A 23,938-nucleotide genomic window follows, 5' to 3' on the forward strand; every position below is an offset into this window, starting at 1 on the left:
GCCAGGGTCTCACCAGGTGACCGGCAGCTCGTGCACTCCGTAGATCGCCATGTCGGTCCGGTAGCGGACGTCCTCGTAGGGGATGGCCAGCCGCAGACCGGGCAGCCGCTCCAGCAGCGTCTGGAGGGCGATCTGGAGTTCGGCACGGGCCAGCGGCTGGCCCAGGCACTGGTGGACACCGAAGCCGAAGGAGAGGTGGCGGCGGGCCTCCCGGGTCACGTCCAGCCGGTCGGCGTCCTGGAACACCTCCTCGTCCCGGTTGGCGGTGGAGATCATGGACAGCACTCCGTCACCGGCCTTGATCAGCGTGCCGTCGATCTCCACGTCCTCCAGTGCGACCCGGGGGACACCGAGGTGGACGATCGTCAGGTAGCGCAGCAGTTCCTCGACCGCGCCCTTGATCAGGGAGGGGTCGGAGCGCAGCCGCTCGGCCTGCTCGGGGTTCTGCAGCAGGGCCAGGGTGCCGAGCGCGGTCATGTTGGCGGTGGTCTCGTGGCCCGCGATGAGCAGCAGTACGCCCATCGCGGCGGCCTCCTCCAGGGTGACCTCGCCCTTGGCGACCAGCCGGCTGAGCACGCTGTCGTCGGGTTCACGCTGCTTGCGGGCGGCCAACTCGGCCAGGTAGGAGTTCAGTTCGTCCTGTGCGGTCTCGACATCGGCCGGCGTCGAGCTGAGGCTCAGCAGTGCGTGGCTCTGCTTCTGGAAGAACTCGTGGTCCTCGTACGGGACGCCGAGCAGCAGGCAGATCACCAGTGAGGGGACCGGCAGGGCGTAGTCGCGCACCAGGTCGGCCGGCCCGCCTCGGGCGATCATGCGGTCGAGCGTCTCGTCCACGATCTGCTGTATCTGCGGCCGCATCGCCTCCACCCGCTTGATGATGAAGTCACCGGTCAGAAGTCGGCGTTGGCGGGCGTGCTCGGGGTCGTCCAGGCGGATGAAGGTCGGGGTGGAGCGGGTCACCAGCTCGCGGCGTCCGGGGAAGAGGATCGGGAACCCGGGGTGGCGGATGTCGGCGCTGAACCTGCGGTCGCCGAGCACGAATCTGGCCTGCCGGTGGCCGGTCAGCAGCCAGCACTGGCTGCCGTCCCAGAGGCTGACCCGGCTGATCGGGCCGGTGGTGCGGTGGGCCTCCTCGTAGGCGGGCGGGGGAGAGAAGGGGCAGGTGCCCCTGGCGGCGGGAACGGTCGGCATGCTGTCGGCCGCACCGTTGGCAACGGTGGTCATGCGGTTCCTTCCACGTGCGTCTTCCAGGTGCGTCTTCCGAGCGCTGAAGAAACGGGGGGACCGGGCTGTCGGTGCGTCAGGAAGGCCGGGAACGGCGTCCGGTGCTGTGCTGTTCGACGTCGCCGGTGCTCAGGAGTCGCCCTCGTGCACGGTGATCACGTTGGCGGGGCAGAGTGCGGCTGCCAGCCGGACCTCGGCGTGCACCGAGGGGTCGGGGCGATCCGTGAGGAGCTGGACGAGTCCGTCGTCCTCGCTCTGGTCGAACACCGTGGGGGCGGTCAGTACACACTGTCCCGCGCCGCAGCAGCGGTCCTGATCGATGGTCACCTTCATCGCGCGCACCTCGGGTGGGAGAGGGGAATCAGTTGCCTCGGGCAACTGATTGCAATCTAACCCACGCCCCGTCGCGCACGAAGGGCTTCTTGCCAACTCGCGGGGTTTGGCCGGAATCCGACTCCCGAATCCCCGCTTCCGAATCCACCCGACGCCATGGCGGTGGAGGCGGGTGCGGGGCTGGTTCCCGAGGTGTGGTCGGAACCTGAGGACGGGCTGTGGCGGGCTGACGGAGAATCGGGAAGTCCGGTGGTGCCCGGACGGGTCTTGTGGTCTCATACAACTAGTTGAATGACGAACCGTGCGGCTTCCGGATCCACCTCCAAGGCCAACTGCCCCAATCCCGGAGGGACTTGACCGGAGCGGCGAGCCCCAGGCGGCGAGGCCGGACCGACGACACCTTGGAGCGACCCGAGATGGACCTGGCGAACGCCACCGACGCCGATACCTTCACCCGCAGCGCCGCCGTGGTCGCCACCGGCACCGCCACCGACTACCGGGTCGAGATCCGCGCGGGCAAGCACCCGGTGGCCGCCGACGAGCCGGAGTCCTCGGGCGGCCAGGACACCGCTCCGACGCCGATCGGCCTGCTGCTCTCCGCCGTCGGCTCGTGCACCGCGATCACTCTGCGGATGTACGCCCAGTGCAAGGGCTGGCCGCTGGAGCAGGTCCGGGTCCACATGGCCTACGAGAAGAGCGAGCACGGCGACCGCCTCACCCGCCGGATCGACCTCACCGGCGAACTGGACGAGGCCCAGCGCGCCCGCCTGCTGGACATCGCCGAGCGCACACCGGTCACCCGCGCGGTCCGCGACGGGCTGCCCATCGTCGCTGCCGGAGGTGCCCGCCACTGACCGAGGGTTCGGTGCCGGACGCGTCGGACCAGGCGGGCGGCACGGGGGGCGACAGACGACAGACCAGGGGGAAGCTGTGACGTCGAACAGCCATGACACGACCCGCCACTCATTCGCCGGACGCGGCTACGCCGGGTACGGCCTGGGGAGGATCCTGCCGGTCTTCTCGGGCCGTCCGGCCTTCCCGGGACACCGAACCGCAGGCCGCCTGGCCGGCGCGGTCTTCGCGGCCGACCCGGCCGAAGCGGTCTTCGAGTGGGCGGACTTCACGCCGACGGGCCACAACCGCACCAGGGTGCGCAGACGAGCCCTGCACACCCTGGTGAGTCTGGTCGGCGCCGCCGCCTTCACGATCACCGGCGTCGTCTTCGACTGCACCAAGGTCCACATGTGGATGCACTACGCCGATGCCGAGGAAGTCCCCGCGGTGGTCACCTCGGCCGAGTACGTCAAGGCCGGGACCAAGGAGAGCCCCGCCGCGATCAGGCTCACCATCGACACCGGACAGGGCCCGGTCGAGGCGGCGGCCGACGACCCCTGGACCGGCCCGGACGGCCTGTCCGCAGGTGACCACGTGCAGGTCCTCTTCGACCCCGACCGGCCCGGCCACGCCGCCTTCCCCGGTCAACTCGACTGGAGCACCATCGCCTTCCCCGGTGGGGCGTTCACCGTGATCGGCCTCGGACTGGCCGGGCAGGAGGCCCTCCTCGCCGCCCGGATGCTCCGGTACCGCCGCTCCTACTGACCGGGCCGGTCGCCGGGACGGCTCGCCCGCCGGGCACACCCGCCCGCCGGCCCCGTCCGTTCCCCGGGAGCGCCGGCCGAGCGGGTGCCGCGCCGCCGAAGGCGCTCGAACGGTGTCAGCCGAGAGGAAGCGGACGGATCATGCACACCCGGGGCCAGCGGTCGAGCCCGTGCTCGGCCTCCCGGCGGCGGATCTCCCGCAGGCCGGCGGTGAGCGCGGACTGCTCCAGCGGACGGAAGCCGCAACGCTCGTAGTACGGCGCGTTCCAGGGGACCTGAGTGAACGTGGTGAGGGTGAGCGCGGGCATCCGGTCGGCGCTCGCGCAGGCCGCCAGGTGCTCCAGCAGCGCGCGTCCGATGCCCTGCCTGCCATGGTCCGGGTGCACCGACACCTGCTCGACGTGGAGGTTCCCGTCCACCGGCTCGGCGAGCACGTACGCCACGGGACGGTCGGCCGCCTCCACCGCGACCCAGGCCAGCCCGGCCCGCTGGTAGCGGGTGAGCTCGTCGATCGTCGGCGGCTCGTCCTCGGCGATCTCGGGCATCCCGATTGAGCGGAAGGACTCACCGGCCGCCCGCTCGATGTCCTGGAGCTGGGGGAGGTCGTCAATTCGGGCCAGTCTGATGATCATCGTCCCATTCTGGGTGCATCTCGCACGCCTTGGCCACTCGTTATTCCGCCGCTGCCGCCTTCCCGGCCGTGGGGCGGCGGCGAACCGGCCGTGGCCCGGCCGCGGCCCGGCCGCGTGGTGTCTCAGGTGGCGTACCGCCCGCCGGGCGACGGCGAGCTGAACGTCGGCGCCCGATGCGGCCGGTCATAGTGGCGAGATGACAGAGCGTCAGGCCGGTGACCCGGACCACGGCCCATCCCCCCGGCCCTCCCGTCGCAGCATCCTGACCGGGGCCGGATGGGTCCTGCTGGCCGCCGGTTGCGGTGAGCACCGCACCGCCCCCGCCGCGTCGACCACGCCCAGCGGCCCGGCCGCCACCCGGACCGGCCCGACCGCCGCGTCCCCCGCCGCGCCATCGGCGCTGCCCGCGACCTCACCCTGGACGCCGGGCGCCGGCGAGATCCAGCCGGACGTCAAACTGCGTGCCGTGCAGCTCGTCGAGGCGCTCGGAGCCTGGCCGGACGGCGGACGGGGCACCGCGCAGGCCCGGGCCAGGATCGCACCGCTCGGCCTCGACGCCGCCCTCGCCGACCAGGCCGGCCCGCTGCTCCCGGCCGCCGACCGGGCCGCCCTCCAGGTGATCGTCGCCCAGTACGGGGGGATCCTCGCCGACTCGGCCAGTGTCCTGGTGGTCTGCGACCAGTGGACCGGGACGGCAGCCGGCCCGGCCGTGCCCGGCGGCACCACGGTGGACGTGCGCCTGAGCGCGGCGAGCCCCCGCTGGACCGTCACCGCCCTGCACCCGGCCGCACCCGGACCGCCGGCCTCCGCTCCGTCCCCGCTCGCCGCGCGGGTCCTGGCGGACCACCGGATCACCCTGCCCCCGGCAGCCGTGGCCGACATCCGCAGCGGTGCCGTCCACGACAGCGTGCTGACCGCGATGCTGACCCTGGCAGGCGCTCATGACTTCGCGGTCAGCGTGATCAGATCAGGCCACCCGCTCGACGTGTTCGGCACCGATCGTCCGAGCGACCACCCGCGCGGCCGGGCCTTCGACGTCTGGCGGATCGACGGCCGTGCCGTGGTCGACCCGGCCACCCCGCACGCCCTGGTCGACGGCTTCATGCGCGCGGCGGCCGCCGCCGGGTCCTACAACGTGGGCGGGCCCCGTCAACTCTCCGGCGGGACGACGCCCGACCAGTTCTTCAGTGACGCCACCCACCACGACCACGTGCACATCGGCTTCGCGACCTGAACCCTCCGCAGCCCGACGACCAGCGGGCCGCAGCCGCGTAACCGCGGCTCCGTCCCGAGCCGTTGACCCCGGCCCGGGACGGAGCCGACGCGTCAGCGCTGCTGCAGGTTCAGGGCCTGGCCGGGGAGGATCAGATCGGGGTTGTCCCCGATGGTGCCCTTGTTGCTCTCGTAGAGGTGCTGCCAGCCGTCGATCTGGTGCGACCGGGCGATAGCGGAGAGGGTGTCCCCGTGCTCGACGGTGTAGGTCTGCGGCGTGGTCGTGGCCGGTGCGGCCGGTGCGGCCGGGGCACCGGGCGCCGACGGAGTGCCGGGGGCGGCGGGGCTTCCCGGCGTCGCGGGCGCGGTGGTCGCGCCGGCGCCCGCGACGGGTGCCGCCGGAGCTTGCGGGGTGCCGGTGGCGGCCGGGGTGCCCGGCGCCTGCGCCGCCGGGGTGGAGGCGCCCGCGCTCGGACCGTCGGCCTGCGCCGACGGGGACGGCTGGGCGGTGCCGGGAGCCGCCGGGCTCGGCGTGGCCGGAGCCGTACCGGTGCCCGGATCGGCGGACGGAGCGCCCGAGGGGGCGTCGGCGGCGGCCGCGGCGTTCATGTGCTGGATGTAGACGTCGTGCTGGACGGTCCAGTGCCAGACGCCGTTGTCCTGGAACCAGTACACACCGGCGTTCGGGTCGTAGCCGGCGCGGCCGGGGAAGGTCGGGTCCGGGGTGCCCGGCGTGCTGCCGCCGGTGTCGGCGGAGGGAGTGCTCGGCGTGGGCGTGGCCGCCGGGGCGTCGGGCGCCGGGGCGGGCGTGCTCGTGGCCGAAGGCGCCGGGGTGGGCGTGGCACCGGTGGTGGAGCCGCCGGTCAGACCGGCCGAGCTGGCGCAGTTGGCCCAGAGGCCGGAACCGGACTCCGCGAGGACGCGCTCGGCCACGGCTATCTGCTGGCTCCTGGTGGCGTGGTCGGGCTGGGCGGCGTACTTGTCGCCCCCGTGCGTGACCCAGGTGCGCTGGGTGAGGCCGAGGCCGCCGTAGTGGCCGTTGCCGTCGTCGGCGGTCCAGTTCCCGCCGGTCTCGCACTGGGCCACGGCGTCCCAGGTGGTGGCGGGCGTGGCGTGCGCTCCGGTGGCGGTGAGCAGCGGAAGGGCCAGACCCACGCTCGCCACTCCGGCGGCGGCGATGGCACGGTCGGCCTGAGTGGGTCGGCGGTGGCGGCCGGAACCGGAAAAGACCACGGGACGTTCCTCTCCGTACGCCTGCGAGGTGAGCTGTCGGGTTCGGACCGGGAGGTGGCCCGGCCGCGCGGGTACGCGGCTTCACCCCAAGCCGTGGGGGCGGCGACTGACCTGGTTCCCCCGCTCCTGCCCAGGGTTTGCTCGATGTCCCGGACACGGGCGGGCAGGACTCGGCGTACTGCGTCCGGGAGTCCGCAACAGCGAACTGGAGGGAGAGTAGAGGGATCATCACCTGGATAACAAGCCCGTATCCGGTACATCACACAAAAATCACGAAACCCTCAGTTTCCCGGTGGGCACCGCCCCTCGGCCGCCACCGTCGGGCAGCGGCGTCAACTCCGCTGCCCGGGCGAGCATCTAGACGAGCACTCCGCCGCCGTCCACGGTCGCGGTGGTGCCCGTGGTGAAGGGCTGGCGCATCAGTGAGACGTAGACCTGTGCGATGTCCGCCGGCTCACCGACCCTGCCCAGCGGGGTCGCGGCCGCCGTGCTCCGGTACAGCTGCTCGCGGTCCGCGTCGGTCAGCGGGGCCCAGAGCGGGGAGCGGACCACTCCGGGAGCGACGGCGTTGACCCGGATCGGGGCCAGCTCGAGGGCCAGTGCGCGGACCGAGGCCTCGATCGCACCGCAGATGCCGGCCGCCACCGTCCACCCGGGACCGGGGCGGGCGCCAGCCGTCCCGCTGGTGAGGACTACCGAGCCGGACGGCCGGAGGTGGGGGAGGGCGGCGCTGACGGCGGCGAGCGCGCCGAAGTACCGCAGGCGGAAGAACTCCTGGGCCCTCGCGAGGTCGAGGCCGTCGGCGGGCAGCAGGGCCAGCGGCTCGCCCGCGGTGAACACCAGGTGGTCGAACTCCCCGATCGCGCCGAGGAGTTCGCGGACCTGGGTCGGGTCGGCGAGGTCGGCGCTCTCGCCACGGGTACCGGCCGGCAGTGCGGCCAGCGCCCGCTCCACGCTGTGCGGATTGCGGGAGGCGACCACGACCTCGGCGCCGTCCTGGGCGGCTTGGGCCGCGACGGCCAGTCCGATGCCGGAGGTTCCGCCGAGGACGACGACGCGCTGATCCGAGAGGGGCATGACGTTTCCACCTTCACAGGTAGGTGCGACGGGGTAGGTGCGACCGAAGCTGTCGGCCGGCACCACCACGGTGCTCCCCTGGGGCGGATGGTGTCCAAGACCTCTTCGGCCCGCTGTCATACCCTTGGGGTATCAGGGGGATTCAGGCGGTTCGGGAGGGGCGGGATGGACGTCGATCTGCGCAAACTGCGCTACTTCGTGGCGGTGGCCGAGGAGCTGCACTTCGGCCGCGCCGCCACCCGTCTGCACATCGCCCAGCCCGTCCTCTCCCGCCAGATCCGGGCGCTGGAGGCCGAGTTGGGCGTTCCGCTGCTGTACCGGGACCGGCGCTCCACCGCACTCGCGCCGGCGGGAAGCCGGCTGCTGGAAGAGGCCCGGCCGCTGCTCGCGGCCGCCGAAACGCTGCGTCGGCGGGTCCGGGAGGTGGCCCACGGCACCGTGTTCACCATCGGGTTCATGCCCGGCATCACGACCACCGTCGCCGCCCGGGCGTTCACCGCCCGCCACCCCGAGCTGAGCGTCGACTTCGTCCAGACCTCCTGGGACGACCAGACCGCCGTCGTGCGTGAGGGCCGGGTGGACGTGAGCTTCATCCGCCTCCCCGTCGACCTGGACGGCCTGCGGGTCCGGCGGCTGTTCACCGAACCGCGCGTCGCCGCCCTGCCCGCCGACCACCCGCTGGCCGGGCGCGCGGCCGTCACCATCGCCGACCTCGCCGGCGAGCGGCTGCTCCAGGACCCGTCCGCCGTCCCGGAGTGGCCGGCCGGCAGCGGATACCGGGGCGGCCACCGGTCCACCACCCGTCCTGCCGTCCGGACGGTGGAGGAGAAGGTGGAGCAGGTCGCGGCGGGGAACGGCATCGTCGTCCTGCCGCGCTCCGTCGCGCTCGCCTACCCGCGCCCCGACATCGTCCGGCTCCCGGTCACCGGCATCGCCCCCCACCAGGTCTGCCTGGCCTGGAGCGGGGCTCGCAGCTCGCCGCTGATCGAGGAGTTCGCCGAGATCGCCCTCGACTGCGCCGCCGGATAGCCGGCACCGAGGGGTGCGGAGAACCGCCTGAGTGGTCGCGCGGATCGGCAGCGCGCCGCCCATGTGGTTCCCCGCACCCCTTCGTGGCCCTGACGGGCCGGGGGAGCCTCAGCGCGTCTCGCGGTGGAGCCGCTCGAAGTCGCCGACCAGGGCCGCGGGCGAGGGCAGCTCGTTGATCTCGCTCCGCAGGGCGGTGGCCGCGTCGCGCAGGCCCTTGTCCTCGAGCAGGCGGGTGAGCTGCGCGGCGTCCACCGAGTCGCTGTCGGAGCTGAGCGCGAACCCCTTGGTGACGGCGGCCGAGACATTGATGAAGTGGTCCGCGCCCTGCGGCAGGATCAGCTGGGGGACACCGGCGACCGCGGCGGTGAGCATGGTCCCGGAGCCGCCGTGGTGGATCACGGCGTCGCTGGCGTCGAGGAGTTCGGCCAGCGGGGTCCACGGCAGCGGGCGGATGTTGTCCGGCAGGGTGCCCAGCGGGGTGAGGTCCGCGTCGCCGACGGCGAGCAGGAAGTCGGCGTCCACCTCGGCGGCCTGCTCGGTGAGCCAGGCGATCGGGTTGACCCCGGCGAACTCGGTGAGCACCGTGCCGAGGGTGACCGCGATCCGGCGCCGCTCGCCGCGGCTGGTGAGGTCCGAGGGAACGACGCCGCCGCCGTTGAAGGGGACGTAGCGGACGCGCCAGCCGCCGCCGTCACCGCCGAGCGAGGCCGGGACGACGTCGATCACGGTGGGCTTGCCGTGACCGGTCAGTCCGTGCGCCTGGTAGTCGGCGGCGAGGAGGTCGGAGAACCGGTCGAGCATCGGAAGGCCCTGCATCACACCGAAGTTGTGGGACACGGTGGGTATGCCGAGCTTGGCCGCGACCAGCGGAGCGGCGGCCGCGAAGGGGTCCATCACGATGATGTCCGGGCTCCACTCGGTGGCGACCCGCAGCAGTCCCTCGATGGCGACCCGGCCGTGCTCGGCGAAACCGATGGCGGCGCGCTGGAGGATCTCCTCCTGGGTGCTGTCCTTGGCGACGTACTCCGCGGGCTGGTCCTTCACGACCCGCTTGAAGGCCTCGATGATGCCGGTGCCGTCGCCGACCTCGACCACCGGAAGGCCGGTGCTGCGCAGCATCTCCAGCGGAGCCGAGCCGGCGAACAGGACCTGGTGGCCGGCCGAGCGCAGGGCGTGAGCGGTCGGAATCATCGGGAAGATGTGCCCGGCCGCGGCCGGGGCGGTGAACAGGACGCGCATGGGGTGACTCCTCGCGTGTTGCATGGACGTTCGAATCTGACGTTACGTCAAATGAGTGATCCAGGTGTCCGAATTTCGGACACGGAGAAGCGGGAAGCCCTGTGGGCTCCCGTCGCGAGGGGAAGGGCCGTGCGCCGGCCGGGAATCATGGCCCGGCATCGCCTGGGCCTGCGTTCAGCCACCGCACACGGCAGCTCTCCTGAGTGCATGACGCCCGCTCCCCCCGATTTCACTGGACAGCCTGTCTTTCATCGGACAGCCTGTCAAGTGATTGTAGGATCAGCGCCCATGGCCACTCGAAAATATGACCAGCGTCTGAGAGCGGAGGCCTCGGAGGAGACCCGGCGCCGCATCCTCGACGCGGTCTACGCCTTCCTGTCCGAGGCCCCGGCCGAGCCGGTCGCCCTGGACAAGGTCGCCCGGCTCGCGGGAGTCGCCCGCTCGACCGTCTACCTGGTGTTCGGCTCACGCGGCGGCCTGTTCGCCGCCTTCGCCGAAGACCTCCTGGAGCGCGGCGGATTCACGGAGATGCTGGCGGCGACCGCCCACCCGAACGCCCGCGAGGGTCTGCGCGGCGGACTCCTCGGGGTGGTGAAGATGTTCGCCGCCCACCGGGACGTGCTTCGCGCGCTCTACTCGATGGCGATGCTCAACGCGGACGCGGTCGGCGGTGCGGTCCAGCGCATCGAGCAGGGACGGGCCGCCGGGTGCCGCTACCGCGCACTGCGCCTGGCGGACCAGGGCCTGCTCCGCGCGGGCGTCACCGTGGACGAGGCCGCGGACCTGCTCTGGGTGCTGACCAGCTTCGACGGCTTCGACCTGCTGTACACCGGCCGCTCCCTCCCGCTGGAGCAGGTCGCCGAACGGCTTGCCGACGCGGCCGAGCGCAGCCTCTGCCGGTAGCGTGCGCGGTCCGCCCGCGAGCGGGCGCAGAGTCCGGCCCGGGTCCGGGAGGAACCGCCGCCTCCCGGGTGGCATCGACCGTGCACCGGGGAGGACGACCGGGCCCGGCCCCGAACGCGGGCGGAGCACGCCCCGACGACACCGCCGCCGCGGAGACGGGGCGTGACGAGCAGGGGCACACGGACCGCGCACACGACCACGCGTGCCCCGGAGCGGCCGGTCACGCGTGGTCGATCAGGAGGCCGACCGGGCGGAGCCGCGTGCCCCCGGTGCAACCCTCAGCAGATCCGCGGCAGTTGCTCCCCCACCGGCAGGTCCACCACCCGGGTGCCCCCCAGACCGGTGCGGGCCACCACCATCCCCGGGTGCTCGGCCACGCACTCGCCGATCACCGCCGCCCGAGCGCCCAACGGGTGTGCCCGCATCGCGTCCAGCACCGCGTCCGCGTGCTCGCGCGGCACGAACGCCACCAGCTTCCCCTCGTTGGCGACGTACAGCGGGTCGAGCCCGAGGAAGGCACAGGCGCCGGCCACCGCTTCGGGTACCGGCACGCTCCGCTCCCGGATCACCACTCCCACCCCGGCCGCCGCGGCGATCTCGTTGAGAGCCGCGCCGAGCCCGCCGCGGGTGGGATCGCGCAGCACGTGCAGATCGGGCGTGACCGCGAGCATCGTCTCGACCAGCCCGTTCAGCGCGGCGCAGTCGCTCTCGATCTCCACCTCGAACTCCAGCCCCTCGCGCACGCTCATCACCGCGATCCCGTGCAGTCCGAGATCCCCGCTGACGATCACCACATCACCGGGCACCGCGCGCTGCGGCCGGATGTCGACCCCGGTCGGGATCAGCCCGATCCCGGCGGTGTTGAGGTAGACGCCGTCGCCGCGTCCCGCCTCCACCACCTTGGTGTCACCCGTCACGACCTGGACCCCGGCCAGGCGGGCGGCCGCGCCGAGCGCCTGCGCCACCCGGGCCACCACCGCCGTCTCGACGCCCTCCTCCAGGATGAACCCGCAGGACAGATACGCCGCCCGGGCCCCGCTCATGGCCAGGTCGTTGACCGTCCCGTTGACCGCCAGGTCCCCGATGCCGCCGCCGGGGAAGAACAGCGGACGGACCACGAAGGAGTCGGTGGAGAAGGCGATCCGCGCACCGCCCAGCGTCACCGCCGCCGAGTCCGCGAGCCCGGCCAGCACCGGCCCGCCGAAGGCCGGGGCGAAGACGTGCTGGACCAGCTCGGCGGAGAGCGCACCGCCGCCGCCGTGCCCCATCACCACCCGCGGATGGTCGCGCAGCGGCAGCGGACAGCTCCAGCCGGAGAGGTCCGGTGCGCTCTCGGCCGTATCGGTCGCCTCACGCAACGGAGTCCACCTCCTGCCGGGCGGGAGCCGGGGCGCCGAGGCGCCGGTAGAGGTAGTACGCGGCGCACGCCCCCTCACTGGAGACCATGGTCGCCCCGAGCGGCGTACGCGGCGTGCACACCGTGCCGAACGCCTCGCACTCACTCGGTTTCAGGTGCCCCTGGAGCACCTCGCCGCTGCGGCACTGCGCGGGCTCGCACGGGGTGATGTCCGAGACCGGGAAGCGGTGTTCGGCGTCCTGGTCCCGGTAGCGCGGCGACAGCCGCCAGCCGCTGGCCGGGATGACCCCGATACCGCGCCACGCCCGGTCGGTGACCTCGAACACGTCCGCCAGCATCGCCTTCGCCACCGGGTTCCCCTCCGGCCGTACGGCACGCGGGTAGGCGTTGTCCACGACGTGCTCCCCGCGCTCCAACTGCCCCACCGTGCGCCGGATCCCCTCCAGGATGTCCAGCGGCTCGAAGCCGGTGACCACGATCGGCACCCGGTGGCGGGCGGCCAGGTCCGGGTACTCGTCGGTCCCCATCACGCTGCACACATGGCCCGCCGCGAGGAAGCCCTGTACCCGGCAGTCCGGAGACCGCATGATCGCCTCGATGGCCGGCGGCACCCGCACGTGCGAGACCAGCAGGCTGAAGTTGCGGATGCCCAGCTTCTTCGCCTGGTGGACCGTCATCGCGTTCGGGGGAGCGGTGGTCTCGAAGCCGATCCCGAAGAAGACCACCTCACGACCGGGGTTCTCCTGCGCGATCCGCAGCGCGTCCAGCGGCGAGTACACCACCCGGACGTCCCCGCCCTCGCTGCGCACCCGGAACAGGTCCCGCTCGGAGCCGGGCACCCGGAGCATGTCGCCGAACGAGCAGAAGATGACCTCCGGACGGGCGGCGATCGCCAGTGCCCGGTCGATCACCTCCAGCGGGGTGACGCACACCGGGCAGCCCGGCCCATGGATCAACTCCACTTCCTCGGGCAGCAGTTGGTCGATCCCGTGCCGGACGATGGTGTGGGTCTGTCCGCCGCACACCTCCATCAGCGCCCACGGCCGGGTCACCGTGGCGCGGATGTCCGCCAGCAGCCGGCCCGCCAGCTCGGGATTGCGGAACTCCTCCAGGTACTTCATCGCCCCATCTCCTCCGCCGCTACCCAGGGGTCGCCGAACTCCTCCTGCAGCAGGCCGAGTTCTTCGAACAGGTCGAGCGTCCTGCGGGCCGACTCCTCGTCCAGCCGCTGCAACGCGAAGCCCACGTGCACGATCGCGTACTCACCCACCGCGAGGTCCGGCAGGTACTCCAGGCACACGTCCTTGACCACGCCGCCGAAGTCGACCCGGGCCATCCGGGTCCCCTCCCGCTCCTCGATCTCCAACACCCTTCCGGGAACCGCCAGGCACATCCGCCCTCTCCTCGCCTCGAACCGCCCTGTCCCGCCGGACCGCTCACCGGGTCCGCGCGGCCACCATCACCTGGCCCAGCGCAAGCCCGCCGTCGTTCGGCGGCACCCGCTGGTGGACCAGCACGGTGAAGCCGTCCCGGCGCAGCGCCTCGGCGCAGTCGCCGAGCAGGAGGGCGTTGGCGAACACCCCGCCGCTCAGCGCCACCGTCTCCAGCGCGTGCGACCGGCGGGCGCGCACGCACAGCGCGCGCACCAGCCCGGCCACCGCCCGGTGGAACCGCAGCCCGATCACCTCCGGGCCGACTCCGGCCCGCAGATCGGCAACCACGGCCGCCAGCACCGGCCTTGGATCGGCCGTCCACTCGGCCGCTCCCAATCCGGCCTCCCCGGTGAGCAGTTCGAACCCGTAGCCTTCGCCCACCTCGTTCACCGAGGCCGCCGCCGCCTCCAGCTCCATCGCCGCCTGGGCCTCGTAGCCCGACCGGTGGCACACCCCGGCCAGCGAGGAGACGGCGTCGAACAGCCGGCCCATGCTGGAAGTCGGCACGCAGTTCAGATTCCGGTCCAACTGGCGTTTCAGCAACTGGAGTTCGCGCTCATGGCAGGCCTGTACACACGGCAGCTCCGGCGACCAGGGGAGACCGGCGGCATGGAGGTGCGCCAGCGCCATCCGGTACGGGCGCTCCACCGCCGCGTCCCCGCCCGGCAGCGGTACGTACGCCAGGTGCGCGAAGCGCCGGAAGGAGTCGTAGTCCGCCAGCAGCACCTCCCCGCCCCACACCGCCCCGTCGTCCCCGTAGCCGGTCCCGTCGAAGGCGATGCCGATCACCGGACGGCCACCGTCCAGGCCGTGCTCGGCCATCACCGAGGCGATGTGCGCATGATGGTGCTGCACCCGCACCGTCCCCGAGCGTTCTGCGGCGGACCGGCGCAGCGCCCACTGCACCGAGCGGTAGCCCGGGTGGCGGTCCGTCGCCACCAGCTCGGGCCCCACCCCGGTGAGCTCCCGCACATGGGACACCGCGCGGTCGAAGGCCCGCAGCGTCGAGAGGTCGTCCATGTCGCCGACATGGCCGGAAAGCCAGGCGCTGCGCCCCTCGGCCAGCGCGAAGGTGTTCTTCAGGTCGCCACCCGTCGCCAGCACCGGCGGCACGGGCAGCGGCAGCGCGACCGGCAGCGGCGCGTACCCGCGTGAGCGCCGGACCGGCAGCGCCCCGCCCTGCCAGAAGCGCACCACGGAGTCGTCGCACGGGACGTGGATCGGACGGTCGTGCAACAGCCAGGCGTCGGCCAGCGGTGCCAGCCGCTGCAGCGCCTCGCCGTCATCGGTGACGATCGGCTCACCGGAGAGATTGCCGCTGGTCATCACCAGCAGCCGGGGCCCGGGCGGATCGCCCGGCAGCCCGAACAGCAGGTGGTGCAGCGGGGTGTACGGGAGCATCACGCCAAGGTCGGGACTGCGCGGGGCGACCGCCTCGGCCACCGGTCCACCGGCCCGCCGGCGCAGCAGGACGATCGGCCGTACGGCTCCGGTGAGCAGGCGCCGCTCCGCCTCGCCGAGCTCCACCAGCTCCTCCACGTCGGAGAGCTGACGCACCATCACCGCGAACGGTTTGTCGCCCCTGGCCTTCCGGCGGCGCAGCAGCGCGACCGCCGACGGATCGGTGGCGTCGCAGGCCAGGTGGTAGCCGCCGATGCCCTTGACCGCCAGGATCGCGCCGTCCGCCAGCAGCCTCCGGGCGGCGGTCACCGGGTCCTCACCGAGCGCGCGGTTGCGGCCCCTGGTCCCGACCAGGTTGAGCCGGGGCCCGCAGGCGTGGCAGGCGATCGGCTGGGCGTGGAAACGCCGGTCGGCGGGATCGGCGTACTCCCGCGCGCAGTCGGGGCACATCGGGAACCGGGCCATGCTGGTCCTGGCACGGTCGTACGGCAGCCCGGTGACGATGGTGTAGCGCGGCCCGCAGTTGGTGCAGGTGATGAACGGGTGCCGGTAGCGCCGGTCGGCGGGATCGGCGAGCTCGGCCAGGCAGTCGGCGCAGGTGGCGGTGTCGGGCGGGATGACGGCCCGTCGGGTACCGGTGTCCCGCGAGGCGACGATGGTGAACCCCGGATCGCCGGTGACGGCCACCACCTCCTGGGCCAGGGTGTGCACCTCGGCCAGCGGCGGGGCGTCGGAACGGATCCGGCGGCAGAACGTCCGGACGGCCTCCGCGCTGCCCTCGACCTCCGCGAGCACGCCCTGACCGGTGTTGGTGACATGCCCGGCCAGTCCCAGTTCGGTGGCCAGCCCGAAGACGAACGGCCGGAACCCCACCCCCTGGACCACCCCTTCGATCGCGACCCGCCTTCGCTGTACGGCTCCGGTCCGCGCCGGCGCGGTCACCGGCCCTCCCGCACCAGGGCGTGATCGTGGACATGGGCGGGCCGGGCCGCCATGACCGGCCGGTGGACCGGGGCGCCGTCCAGTACGGCCAGCGCGCGGTCGAGCAGTTCACCCGTCCCCAGGCCGGTCCGCGCGGAGGTCAGCACGATCTCCACCCCGGGGTTGACCCGGGCGACGTTGGCGCGGAACGCCGCCTCGTCGAAGCCCACCGCCTCGGCCAGATCGGTCTTGGTCACCACCACCAGGCTCGCCAGACCGAACGCCGTGGGGTACTTCAGCGGTTTGTCCTCGCCCTCCGTCACCGAGGCCAGCGCGACCCGCAGTGACTCGCCGAGGTCGTAGGAGGCCGGACAGACCAGGTTCCCCACGTTCTCCACGAACAGCAGCCGGGTGCCCTCGGGAAGCCAGCCCGTCAGATGCCCGCGCAGCATCGCGACCTCCAGGTGGCACAGCCCGTCCGTGAGCACCTGCTTCACCGGCACACCCGACCGGGCGAGCCGCAGGGCGTCGTTCTCGGTGGCCAGGTCGGCGGTCAGTGCGGCGACCGGTACCCCGCGCTCCCGGGCCAGCGACAGCTCGGCCTCCAGCAGGGCGGTCTTGCCGCTGCCGGGGCTGGACAGCAGGTTGACCGCGACCGTGCCGTGGCCGGCCAGCTCGGCGCGCAGCTCCCGCGCCTGCTCGTCATTGCGGGCGAGCACAGCCTGTTGGAGATCGACGACACGGCACACGGGTTCAGCCCTCCTGGTGGGTCGGGGCGAGCGCGGGAGCATCGGCCCAGCACACGCTCAGAATCTGCAGTTCCCGACCGGACAGCAGCTCGGCCTGCGCACCGCCGCAATCCGGGCAGCACAGGTCGGGCGGCATGCCGACCGGCCATTCGGTGGCGCACCCACCGCAGCGGGCGCGGGCCGCGACCGGTTCGGCCAGCAGCTTCGCGCCCCGCACCACGGTGTCCGCGCAGGCGAGTTCGAAGCAGAACTCCAGAGCCTCGGGCACCACCCCGGCCAACTCGCCGACCTGGAGCCGGACGGATTCGACGGCCCGGGCACCATGCCCGCGCGCGGCCTCGGCCACCTGCTCCACCACGGCCAACGCGATCGACATCTCGTGCATCGGCCTCTCCCCGTCGCCCGGTCGCGGGCCCGCCGCCCCTCGCTCCGCGACCCATTACAGGTCGGCCCGGCCAGCCATCCCCGCCGCCGCGCCGCGCCCTCGCACCGGACTACGCCATTCGTCCCAAACTCCGATAGGTCGACGGCCCGGGGGACACCTGCCGGATGGCAGCCGAACCGTGCGGAATCCAGCCGCGTGAGGGCCGGTGGGGTGCGGAGGACACCCGTGCCGAACCGAATCCGACCGCGCACGGCGCGACCCCCAGGGGCGGGAGGCCGCGCGCACGGACGTGCGCGGTCCTTGGCGCTTCCCCGCGCCCCTGGGGGTGCCTGCCTGATCAGGCCGTCGCCGTTCCCCGCACCGCCGGGGGCCTGCCTGCCGTCACATCCGACTGATCCGCAGATACCGCTTGATGTCGGGCAGGTTCTGGGCGACGGCCAGTACCAGTCCGGCACCTGCCAGGACCACGCACGCGACAAGGAACTTCCGCATCAGGGCACCTTCCTCTCTTCGCGGCCCGCCACCGGACCGCCGAAACCGACCGGGCGTACCAGGCCGGCGGCCTCGCCGTCCCGTACCACCCGAAGGATCAGCTCGACCGCCCGGTCGACGGCTGCCGCCACCACCGGGCTCAGGCCGAGGCGTTCGTCCACCGACTCCGGCTCGCAGCCGACCACCAGGACCCGCTCGGGCGGGCTGGCGCCGGTGCCGGCGCTGAGTGTCGCCAGCAGCGCCAGCACCGCGTCCGGTCCCATCCGATGCCCGTCCAGCAGGGAGTAGTCGGCCTCGACGGGGCCGTCCCCCGTCGGCTCGATCAGGTAGAGCGTGCCGGGCCGGTCCTCCCGCTGGACCGCGTCCACCAGCACCAACGTCCGGTAACCGTCCAGGAGCCGGTAGGCCAGGTGGACCCCGCGGACCCCGAAGTCGACGGCCTCCACACCCTCGGGCAGCGGTCGGGCGGCGAGCCGCCGTACCGTCTCGACGCCGAAGCCGTCATCGCCGAGGAAGATGTTGCCGACACCGGCGACGAGCACGCGGTCACCCGTCACCGGCCGCACACCCGCGCCGCTCACAGCTCCTCCACCGGGGTGATCTCGTCCGGCTGGAAGTAGCGGAAGCGGCCCTGGACCCGCCAGAGCTCCGCGCCGGGGTCGCCGTCGACCGTCACGGCCAGGTGGACGGCGCCGTCCACGTCCCGCAGGACCGCCTCGACCAGTGCCGTCCGACCGTGCAGGAACAGGTCCTGCGCATCGGTACGGCGCCGCCCGGGCTTGAGTACGACCCGGCTGCCGGCCCCGACCGACCGGCCGTCGACCACGATCCGGTCCAGGGCCGGATCGACGCCGCGGTCGGCGCCGGGATCCCACCACGGGGTGTCGGGCGGTGGCCCGGGAAAGGCATCGCCGTCCGCCCCCGCCGGGACGACCCCCGCGGCGGCGACCTCCCGCAGGTTGCGCACCGCGCCGTGCAGCCGCTCCAGCACCTCGGGCGGCATCGAGTCGACGAGGTCGATCGCGGCGCCGGCCAGTTCGTCGGTGCCCCGGGCCTCACGCTTCTCCCGCTCGGTCAGAGCGGCCGTGCGCAGGGCGAGGATCTCGTCGATCTCGGTGGCGTCGTACAGGGCGCCGGGGCTCTCGGGGGCGATCTCCGGGTGGTCGGCGAGGATGATCGGTGAGGACAGCAGCACATCGGACCGGCCCGCCGCCCCGGCCAGCACCGGCCAGGTGTGCTCGTTGCGGCACTGCGCGACCGCGGGCGCCGCCCACTGCGGCGGATCGGTCATCGACACGAAGCCGCCCGCGCTGAGCCCCAGCAGCAGGTGCGCCGACACCAGCGAACGGCGCAGCGCGAGTTCGCGGTCGGCCCCGGTGGGCGGTGACCAGCCGCTGGTGTTCTCCACCACCGCGCTCAGCCGCAGGGCGCCGTACGGGCCGGGGAGTTCGGCCGCCGACAGGCGCAGCACGCCGTCGAGCCGCTCTCTGCGGCGGGTCAGGCGCCCGACGGCCTTCTGGTCCCGGTACACGATCTCCTGCACCTCGCCGGCGGGCAGCTCGAACGGGACGGTGACCCCATCGCCGATCAACTCCTCGACCGGGAAGGAGACTTCGATCTGTTCCGGGACGCCCTCGTCCCAGGGCACCAGCACCCGGTCGGGCAGGGCGAGTTCGTCCGCCGGCTCGAAACCCCGGTCGGCCCGCTGCCGTTGCACCGTCCGCTTCTGGACGTGCAGGAAGCGCAGTTCCGCCGCCAGCCGCGCGCCCCGGCGAGGTTCCATCAGGCACTCGGTGCGCTGGCGGGAGTGCTCGGAGCCGGCCGCGCCGAAGGACGGCGGGACGAGCACCCCGAACTGCCAGCGCATCCGGTTCTTGGCCGCCGACGCCCGGTAGGGGTAGAGCACATAGCCCTCGAACAGTACGGCGTCCGCGATCCGGCGGGCGGCCTCGAAGCCCGCCGGTGGCATGGACCCGCTCACCGCAGGCTCCCCTCGGCGGCCACGGCCGAGTCGTCCAGCAGTGCGCGCATCGTCGCCTCCCAGGACGGCAGCCCGCGGCGGGAGCGGAACTCCAGCAGGGCGTCCATGGTGTCGCGCGGCAGACGGACCCAGCCGCAGCCGGGGAAGTGCTGCTCGATCATGTCCCGCCAGACCCGCACCGGCAGCCGGCACGGCGCCTCCCGGTCCCAGGGCACCGGCTGCACCTCGAAGCCGCCGGGGCCGGTGAACGCGGCACCGGAGAACAGCAGCAGCAGGGGAGCCTCGCCGTCCGCCAGGGCGTGGAAGTACCGGGTCGCGGCGACGTCCATGTCGTAGGTGCACGGCACCACCAGATCCGCCTCGGTCGACCCGGTGAACCCGGGTACCGTGAGCGACACCTGGGCCAGCTGGACCGGATTGAGCGAACCCGGCCAGCGGCTGCGCTCGCCGAACAGTACTCCCAGCCGCTCGGCCTCCCCGGGCCCGTACCGGCGGCGGGCGGGCTCGATCCGCAGCTGGCAGTGCAGCACCAGGGCGTGCACCCGGACGCCCTCCCCGGCCGCGATCCGCAACCGGAACACCAGGGTCGGGCCCGCCGCGTACGGATCGGTCCGCACCCCGGTGCAGCTGAACTCCAGCCCGGTCACGAGGCCACCTCCTCGGCCAGTACCCGGGAGCGCCGCTCGACCCGGGCGAACAGCGCGTCGAGTTCGGCCCGCGCCGGGGCGCCGCCGTCGAACCCCTTCCAGTGCAGGCGCATCCGGCCGACCAGCTCGTAGCAGATGTCGATCGGCACCAGGAAGCACCGGAGGCCGTCCGCCGTCCGGCGCAGCAGCAGCGCCTCCACATCCGGCTCCAGCAGTGCGGCCAGCCGGCCGCGGCCGAGCGTCGACTCCCAGAGCGACGGGTCGAGTTCGCTCTCGGTGGGGCCGGCCGGGCTGGGGTAGAGCGCGACCAGCCGCCCGAGCACCGTGTTGCGGAAGAAGAACGCGGTGGAGACCGGGATCTGCAGCAACTCCCAGTCGGACCGGTCCAACTCGTGCGAGGGATCGACGAGATAGCGGTCCGGAACCTTGCGGTAGCGCCCCTCGGCGGCACCGGGCGACTCGAACAGCAGCGCGCAGGCCGCGCAGGTGCAGGCGAGGGACCGCTCCTCGGTGTCCACCACATGCCGGTGGCCGGGCGGCAGCTGGACCCCGCAGAACCCGCAGCGCTCCGGTTGCGGCGGCGCCGGCTCGCGCAGCCGGCGCAGCAGCGCCGTGCCCGGCCCCTTGACCGGACGCGCGTTCACCGGGCCTCCGCGGCGGCGGGCGGACGGGAGCCGATCTGCAGCAGCGGTGCGGCGGGCCGCTCCAGCTCCACCGCGGTGACCTCGGGGGCGTGGCAGGAGAGCTCACTCTCGACGCTCTCCTCGGCACCGCAGCCGCAACCGCTCAGCTTGCGCAGCGTCAACGTGCCGCTCTCCCGGTCGAAACCGACCATCTCCACACGGGTGTCCGCCAGCGCCCGCGCGATCCGGGCGATGACGTCCTCGGGGTGCAGGCCGTGGAGCACCAGCAGCCCGGCGACCAGCCGGTCGTCGAGCAGCGGGGCGAGGACTCGGGGCGGCAACAGCTCCACCAGCCGGGCCAGCCCGGTGCCGTAGAAGGCCATCAGCTCGCGCACCAGCGCCTCGCCGGCCTCGGCCTGCCCCGAGGTGGTGAGCGAGTCCAGCATCTCCTGGACCCGCAGTCCGGTCTGCTCCGCGCTCATCCGCCAAGCCCGCTCAGGCCGGTGGGTACGTGCATCTTCTCGACGGTGCGTCCGCCGCCCAGGTACATGTGCACCCCGCAGGGCAGACAGGGGTCGAAGCTGCGCACGGCGCGCATGATGTCGATGCCCTTGAAGTTCTCGGGGCTGTTCTCCTCGAAGATCGGGGTGTTCTGCACCGCGTCCTCGTACGGTCCCGGGGTGCCGAAGCTGTCGCGGACGCTGGCGTTCCACGGGGTCGGCGGGTAGGGGTGGTAGTTGGCGATCTTGCCGTCCCGGATCACCATGTGGTGCGAGAGGACGCCGCGGACCGCCTCGGTGAAGCCGCAGCCGATGCTCTCGTCCGGCACCTCGAACTTCTCCCAGGTCTGGGTGCGTCCGGCGCGGACCTCGTCCAGCGCCTTCTCGGTGAAGTACAGCGCGGCGGCGGCACTGTACGCCTGGAAGTAGGTGCGCGCCCGGTTGCGTTCGAGGGCGTTGCTCCACTTGGGGATCTTCCACTCGAAGGTGACCTCGGGCTTGGTCATGGTGCGCGGCAGGTTGATCTGCACGCTGTGGCCGGTGGCCTTGATGTAGCCGATGTCGACCAGACCGGAGAGGGCGGTGGACCAGAGCCGGGCGAGCGGGCCGCCGCCGGTGTCCAGGGCCAGGTACTCCTTGCCGTCGAACCAGCGCGGGGACATCACCCAGCTGTACTTGTCGTCGAAGTTCCGCTTCTGCGGCGCCGGGATGGTGTGCTGGTTCCACGGGTGCCTGGGGTCGACGGGGTTGCCCAGCGGGTCATGGGTGACGAACTGCTCCTGGCCCTCCCAGTCCTGGTAGTAGGAGCTGCCGAGCAGGATCCGGATGCCGAGGTTGATCTCGGTGAGGTCGTTGGTGACCAGTTTGCCGTCGACGATGATGCCCGGGGTGACGAACATCTTCCGACCCCAGTCGGTCATGTTGCGGTAGGTGAAGTCGCAGTGGTCGGGGTCGTTCAGGGCACCCCAGCAGCCGAGCATGACCCGGCGGCGGCCGACCTCCTCGTAGCCGGGCAGCGCCTGGTAGAAGAAGTCGAACAGGTCGTCGTGGAGCGGGACCACGCGCTTCATGAACTCGACGTAGCGGGTCAGGCGGGTGAGGTAGTCGGTGAACAGCTGGAGGGTGGCCACCGTGCCGACACCGCCCGGGTACAGCGTGGAGGGGTGCACATGGCGGCCCTCCATCAGACAGAACATCTCCCGGGTGTAGCGGCTGACCTGGAGTGCCTCGCGGTAGAACTCGCCCTCGATCGGGTTGAGCGCGCGCATGATGTCGGCGATGGTCCGGTAGCCGTGGTCGCCGGCGTGCGGTGCCTCGGTGCGCTCGGCGAGTTCCAGCACACCCGGGTTGGTCTCGCGGACCATCTTCTCGCAGTAGTCGACCCCGACCAGGTTCTCCTGGAAGATGTTGTGGTCGAACATGTACTCCGCGGACTCGCCCAGGTTGATGATCCACTCGCCCAGGTGCGGCGGCTTCACCCCGTACGCCATGTTCTGCGTGTACACCGAGCAGGTCGCGTGGTTGTCACCGCAGATACCGCAGATCCGGCTGGTGATGAAGTGCGCGTCGCGCGGGTCCTTGCCGCGCATGAAGACGCTGTAGCCACGGAAGACCGACGAGGTGCTGTAGCACTCGGCGACCCGCTTCTGCTTGAAGTCGATCTTCGTGTGGATGCCCAGGCTGCCCACGATCCGGGTGATCGGGTCCCAGGACATCTCCACCAGGCCGCTGCCGTCGCCGGCCGTCCTCGTCGTCTCTGCCATCGTCCTCGTCGTGCCTTCCTTCGGAATCTGCCAAGGGGAAAGGGCGCCGCACACCTCACCCCGTGTGCGGCGCCGCGGGGCTCACCAGGGCGCGTGGTAACCGGTCGTCAGCCGACGGCCGGTGCGGCGCCACTTCGGCTCCTTGTCCACGGTCGCGGCCGTGATCGAACGCAGCCAGCGGATCGTGCCGCCGTAAGCGCTGCTGGCGGCGGAGGACACCCTGCTGCCGGGCGGTTCGTCCATGAACGGCATGAACTTGTCGGGGAAGCCCGGCATGGTGCAGGCGATGCAGATGCCGCCGACGTTGGGACAGCCGCCGATGCCGCCCGTCCAACCGCGTTTGGGGACGTTGCACTTGACCACCGGACCCCAGCAGCCGAGCTTCACCAGGCACTCCGGTGAGCCGTACTCGGTGGCGAACTGGCCCTGCTCGTAGTAGCCGCCGCGGTCGCAGCCCTCGTGCACGGTCGCGCCGAACAGCCAGGCGGGGCGCAGCTTGTCGTCCAGCGGGATCATCGGTGCGGCGCCGGCCAGTTGGTAGAGCAGGTAGGTCAGCGTCTCGGCGAAGTTGTCCGGCTGGATCGGACAGCCGGGGACGCAGACGATGGGCAGCCCGGCCTTGGACTTCCAGTTCCAGCCCAGGTAGTCGGGCACACCCATGGCTCCGGTCGGGTTCCCGGCCATCGCGTGGATGCCGCCGTAGGTCGCGCAGGTGCCGATCGCGACCACGGCGGTGGCCTTGTTCGCGAGCCGGTCCAGCCACTCGCTGGTGGTGACGGGCTGACCGGTGGCCGGGTCGTCACCGAACCCGCACCAGTAACCCTCCTTCTTGATCGACTCATTGGGGATGGACCCCTCGACGACCAGGACGAAGGGTTCGAGCTCGCCGCGGTCCGCCTTGAAGAACCACTCGATGAAGGTGTCGGCGCCCTGCACGGGGCCGCACTCGAAGTCGATCAGCGGCCAGTGCACCTCGATCTTCGGCAGGCCGGGCAGGGCGCCGGTGACGATCTCCTCGATGCTCGGCTGCATCGCGGCGGTCAGCGAGACGGAGTCACCGTCGCAGCTGAGGCCCGCGTTGATCCACAGAATGTGCACCGGGGGCGCTTCGGTGCGCTCCGGCGTTGCTGTAGCACCCATGAGGATGCCTCCTCGGAAACGGGATGAGTCCGGCATAACGAACCCATTGACTTACTAGCAGCAGAA

General features: G+C 72.4%; 25 protein-coding genes and 1 riboswitch. Of the genes, 5 read left to right on the forward strand and 20 right to left on the reverse strand.

What is annotated here, in order from left to right:
• Positions 1–9 precede the first annotated feature (9 nt).
• Complete coding sequence (locus ACSMTC_RS37750) at positions 10–1,224, reverse strand: cytochrome P450 (RefSeq protein WP_436564273.1); 1,215 nt, start codon at positions 1,222–1,224, stop codon at positions 10–12.
• 129 nt (positions 1,225–1,353) lie between these two features.
• Positions 1,354–1,557: a ferredoxin gene (locus ACSMTC_RS37755; protein ID WP_436564274.1), complete on the reverse strand. Its 204-nt coding sequence runs from the start codon at positions 1,555–1,557 to the stop codon at positions 1,354–1,356.
• A gap of 416 nt (positions 1,558–1,973) precedes the next feature.
• Here ACSMTC_RS37755 and ACSMTC_RS37760 point away from each other — a divergent pair, with 416 nt between their 5' ends.
• Positions 1,974–2,411, forward strand: a complete 438-nt coding sequence (locus ACSMTC_RS37760) for an OsmC family protein (RefSeq protein WP_436564275.1) — start codon at positions 1,974–1,976, stop codon at positions 2,409–2,411.
• Between the two features lie 76 nt (positions 2,412–2,487).
• A complete protein-coding gene (locus ACSMTC_RS37765) occupies positions 2,488–3,156 on the forward strand; it encodes a hypothetical protein (RefSeq protein ID WP_436564276.1) in 669 nt (222 codons plus the stop codon).
• 115 nt (positions 3,157–3,271) lie between these two features.
• Here the strand turns inward: ACSMTC_RS37765 and ACSMTC_RS37770 are convergent, their stop codons facing one another.
• Entirely contained in the window at positions 3,272–3,787 is a 516-nt protein-coding gene (locus ACSMTC_RS37770; RefSeq protein ID WP_436564277.1) for a GNAT family N-acetyltransferase, read from the reverse strand.
• Between the two features lie 196 nt (positions 3,788–3,983).
• Between ACSMTC_RS37770 and ACSMTC_RS37775 the strand changes: the two genes are divergently transcribed.
• Positions 3,984–5,021 (forward strand): hypothetical protein, encoded by a 1,038-nt coding sequence (locus tag ACSMTC_RS37775; protein WP_436564278.1) that lies wholly within the window; start codon positions 3,984–3,986, stop codon positions 5,019–5,021.
• A gap of 92 nt (positions 5,022–5,113) precedes the next feature.
• Here ACSMTC_RS37775 and ACSMTC_RS37780 read toward each other — a convergent pair whose 3' ends face one another.
• Positions 5,114–6,232, reverse strand: coding sequence for a transglycosylase family protein (locus tag ACSMTC_RS37780; RefSeq protein ID WP_436564279.1), 1,119 nt, complete (start codon positions 6,230–6,232; stop codon positions 5,114–5,116).
• A gap of 4 nt (positions 6,233–6,236) precedes the next feature.
• Positions 6,237–6,382, reverse strand: a riboswitch (cyclic di-AMP (ydaO/yuaA leader).
• Positions 6,383–6,589: 207 nt separating this feature from the next.
• Positions 6,590–7,309 carry an SDR family oxidoreductase gene (locus ACSMTC_RS37785; RefSeq protein WP_436564280.1) on the reverse strand — a complete coding sequence of 240 codons (720 nt, stop codon included), beginning with the start codon at positions 7,307–7,309 and terminating at the stop codon, positions 6,590–6,592.
• Between the two features lie 165 nt (positions 7,310–7,474).
• On the opposite strand from ACSMTC_RS37785, the gene ACSMTC_RS37790 reads away from it, so the two are divergent.
• The gene (locus ACSMTC_RS37790; RefSeq protein ID WP_436564281.1) at positions 7,475–8,338 is read left to right on the forward strand and encodes a LysR family transcriptional regulator; all 864 of its coding nucleotides are present in this window, start codon (positions 7,475–7,477) and stop codon (positions 8,336–8,338) included.
• A gap of 108 nt (positions 8,339–8,446) precedes the next feature.
• Here ACSMTC_RS37790 and ACSMTC_RS37795 read toward each other — a convergent pair whose 3' ends face one another.
• Positions 8,447–9,577, reverse strand: coding sequence for a nucleotide disphospho-sugar-binding domain-containing protein (locus ACSMTC_RS37795; protein WP_436564282.1), 1,131 nt, complete (start codon positions 9,575–9,577; stop codon positions 8,447–8,449).
• A 288-nt stretch (positions 9,578–9,865) separates the two neighbouring features.
• Between ACSMTC_RS37795 and ACSMTC_RS37800 the strand changes: the two genes are divergently transcribed.
• Complete coding sequence (locus tag ACSMTC_RS37800; RefSeq protein WP_436564283.1) at positions 9,866–10,480, forward strand: TetR/AcrR family transcriptional regulator; 615 nt, start codon at positions 9,866–9,868, stop codon at positions 10,478–10,480.
• A 278-nt stretch (positions 10,481–10,758) separates the two neighbouring features.
• Here the strand turns inward: ACSMTC_RS37800 and hypE are convergent, their stop codons facing one another.
• The 14 genes from hypE to ACSMTC_RS37870 form a co-directional block, all read right to left on the reverse strand.
• A complete protein-coding gene (hypE, locus tag ACSMTC_RS37805) occupies positions 10,759–11,748 on the reverse strand; it encodes a hydrogenase expression/formation protein HypE (protein WP_436564912.1) in 990 nt (329 codons plus the stop codon).
• Positions 11,749–11,830: 82 nt separating this feature from the next.
• Positions 11,831–12,958, reverse strand: coding sequence for a hydrogenase formation protein HypD (gene hypD, locus ACSMTC_RS37810; protein ID WP_436564284.1), 1,128 nt, complete (start codon positions 12,956–12,958; stop codon positions 11,831–11,833).
• Positions 12,955–13,230 carry a HypC/HybG/HupF family hydrogenase formation chaperone gene (locus ACSMTC_RS37815; RefSeq protein WP_436564285.1) on the reverse strand — a complete coding sequence of 92 codons (276 nt, stop codon included), beginning with the start codon at positions 13,228–13,230 and terminating at the stop codon, positions 12,955–12,957. Before ACSMTC_RS37815 ends, hypD begins: the two co-directional genes overlap by 4 nt.
• Positions 13,231–13,273: 43 nt before the next feature.
• Positions 13,274–15,613 carry a carbamoyltransferase HypF gene (gene hypF, locus ACSMTC_RS37820; protein WP_436564286.1) on the reverse strand — a complete coding sequence of 780 codons (2,340 nt, stop codon included), beginning with the start codon at positions 15,611–15,613 and terminating at the stop codon, positions 13,274–13,276.
• Positions 15,610–16,341 carry a hydrogenase nickel incorporation protein HypB gene (gene hypB / locus ACSMTC_RS37825; RefSeq protein WP_436564287.1) on the reverse strand — a complete coding sequence of 244 codons (732 nt, stop codon included), beginning with the start codon at positions 16,339–16,341 and terminating at the stop codon, positions 15,610–15,612. Before hypB ends, hypF begins: the two co-directional genes overlap by 4 nt.
• A gap of 4 nt (positions 16,342–16,345) precedes the next feature.
• Positions 16,346–16,726: a hydrogenase maturation nickel metallochaperone HypA gene (hypA, locus tag ACSMTC_RS37830; RefSeq protein WP_436564288.1), complete on the reverse strand. Its 381-nt coding sequence runs from the start codon at positions 16,724–16,726 to the stop codon at positions 16,346–16,348.
• Between the two features lie 381 nt (positions 16,727–17,107).
• A complete protein-coding gene (locus tag ACSMTC_RS37835) occupies positions 17,108–17,218 on the reverse strand; it encodes a DUF6893 family small protein (RefSeq protein ID WP_436564289.1) in 111 nt (36 codons plus the stop codon).
• Positions 17,218–17,775: a hydrogenase maturation protease gene (locus tag ACSMTC_RS37840; protein WP_436564290.1), complete on the reverse strand. Its 558-nt coding sequence runs from the start codon at positions 17,773–17,775 to the stop codon at positions 17,218–17,220. Before ACSMTC_RS37840 ends, ACSMTC_RS37835 begins: the two co-directional genes overlap by 1 nt.
• A gap of 20 nt (positions 17,776–17,795) precedes the next feature.
• Complete coding sequence (locus tag ACSMTC_RS37845) at positions 17,796–19,187, reverse strand: hypothetical protein (RefSeq protein WP_436564913.1); 1,392 nt, start codon at positions 19,185–19,187, stop codon at positions 17,796–17,798.
• Positions 19,188–19,195: 8 nt separating this feature from the next.
• Positions 19,196–19,846, reverse strand: a complete 651-nt coding sequence (locus tag ACSMTC_RS37850; RefSeq protein WP_436564291.1) for a DUF6084 family protein — start codon at positions 19,844–19,846, stop codon at positions 19,196–19,198.
• Entirely contained in the window at positions 19,843–20,490 is a 648-nt protein-coding gene (locus ACSMTC_RS37855; RefSeq protein ID WP_436564292.1) for a DUF5947 family protein, read from the reverse strand. The genes ACSMTC_RS37850 and ACSMTC_RS37855 overlap by 4 nt, the downstream gene beginning before the upstream one ends.
• Positions 20,487–20,951 carry a thioredoxin gene (locus ACSMTC_RS37860; RefSeq protein ID WP_436564293.1) on the reverse strand — a complete coding sequence of 155 codons (465 nt, stop codon included), beginning with the start codon at positions 20,949–20,951 and terminating at the stop codon, positions 20,487–20,489. Before ACSMTC_RS37860 ends, ACSMTC_RS37855 begins: the two co-directional genes overlap by 4 nt.
• Positions 20,948–22,732 (reverse strand): nickel-dependent hydrogenase large subunit, encoded by a 1,785-nt coding sequence (locus ACSMTC_RS37865; protein WP_436564294.1) that lies wholly within the window; start codon positions 22,730–22,732, stop codon positions 20,948–20,950. Before ACSMTC_RS37865 ends, ACSMTC_RS37860 begins: the two co-directional genes overlap by 4 nt.
• An 81-nt stretch (positions 22,733–22,813) precedes the next feature.
• On the reverse strand, positions 22,814–23,872 hold the full coding sequence (locus tag ACSMTC_RS37870) for an NADH-quinone oxidoreductase subunit B family protein (RefSeq protein ID WP_436564295.1): 1,059 nt from the start codon (positions 23,870–23,872) through the stop codon (positions 22,814–22,816).
• Positions 23,873–23,938 lie beyond the last annotated feature (66 nt).

This window comes from Kitasatospora sp. HPM-01-4, from assembly GCF_051374625.1.
Classification (GTDB): domain Bacteria; phylum Actinomycetota; class Actinomycetes; order Streptomycetales; family Streptomycetaceae; genus Kitasatospora.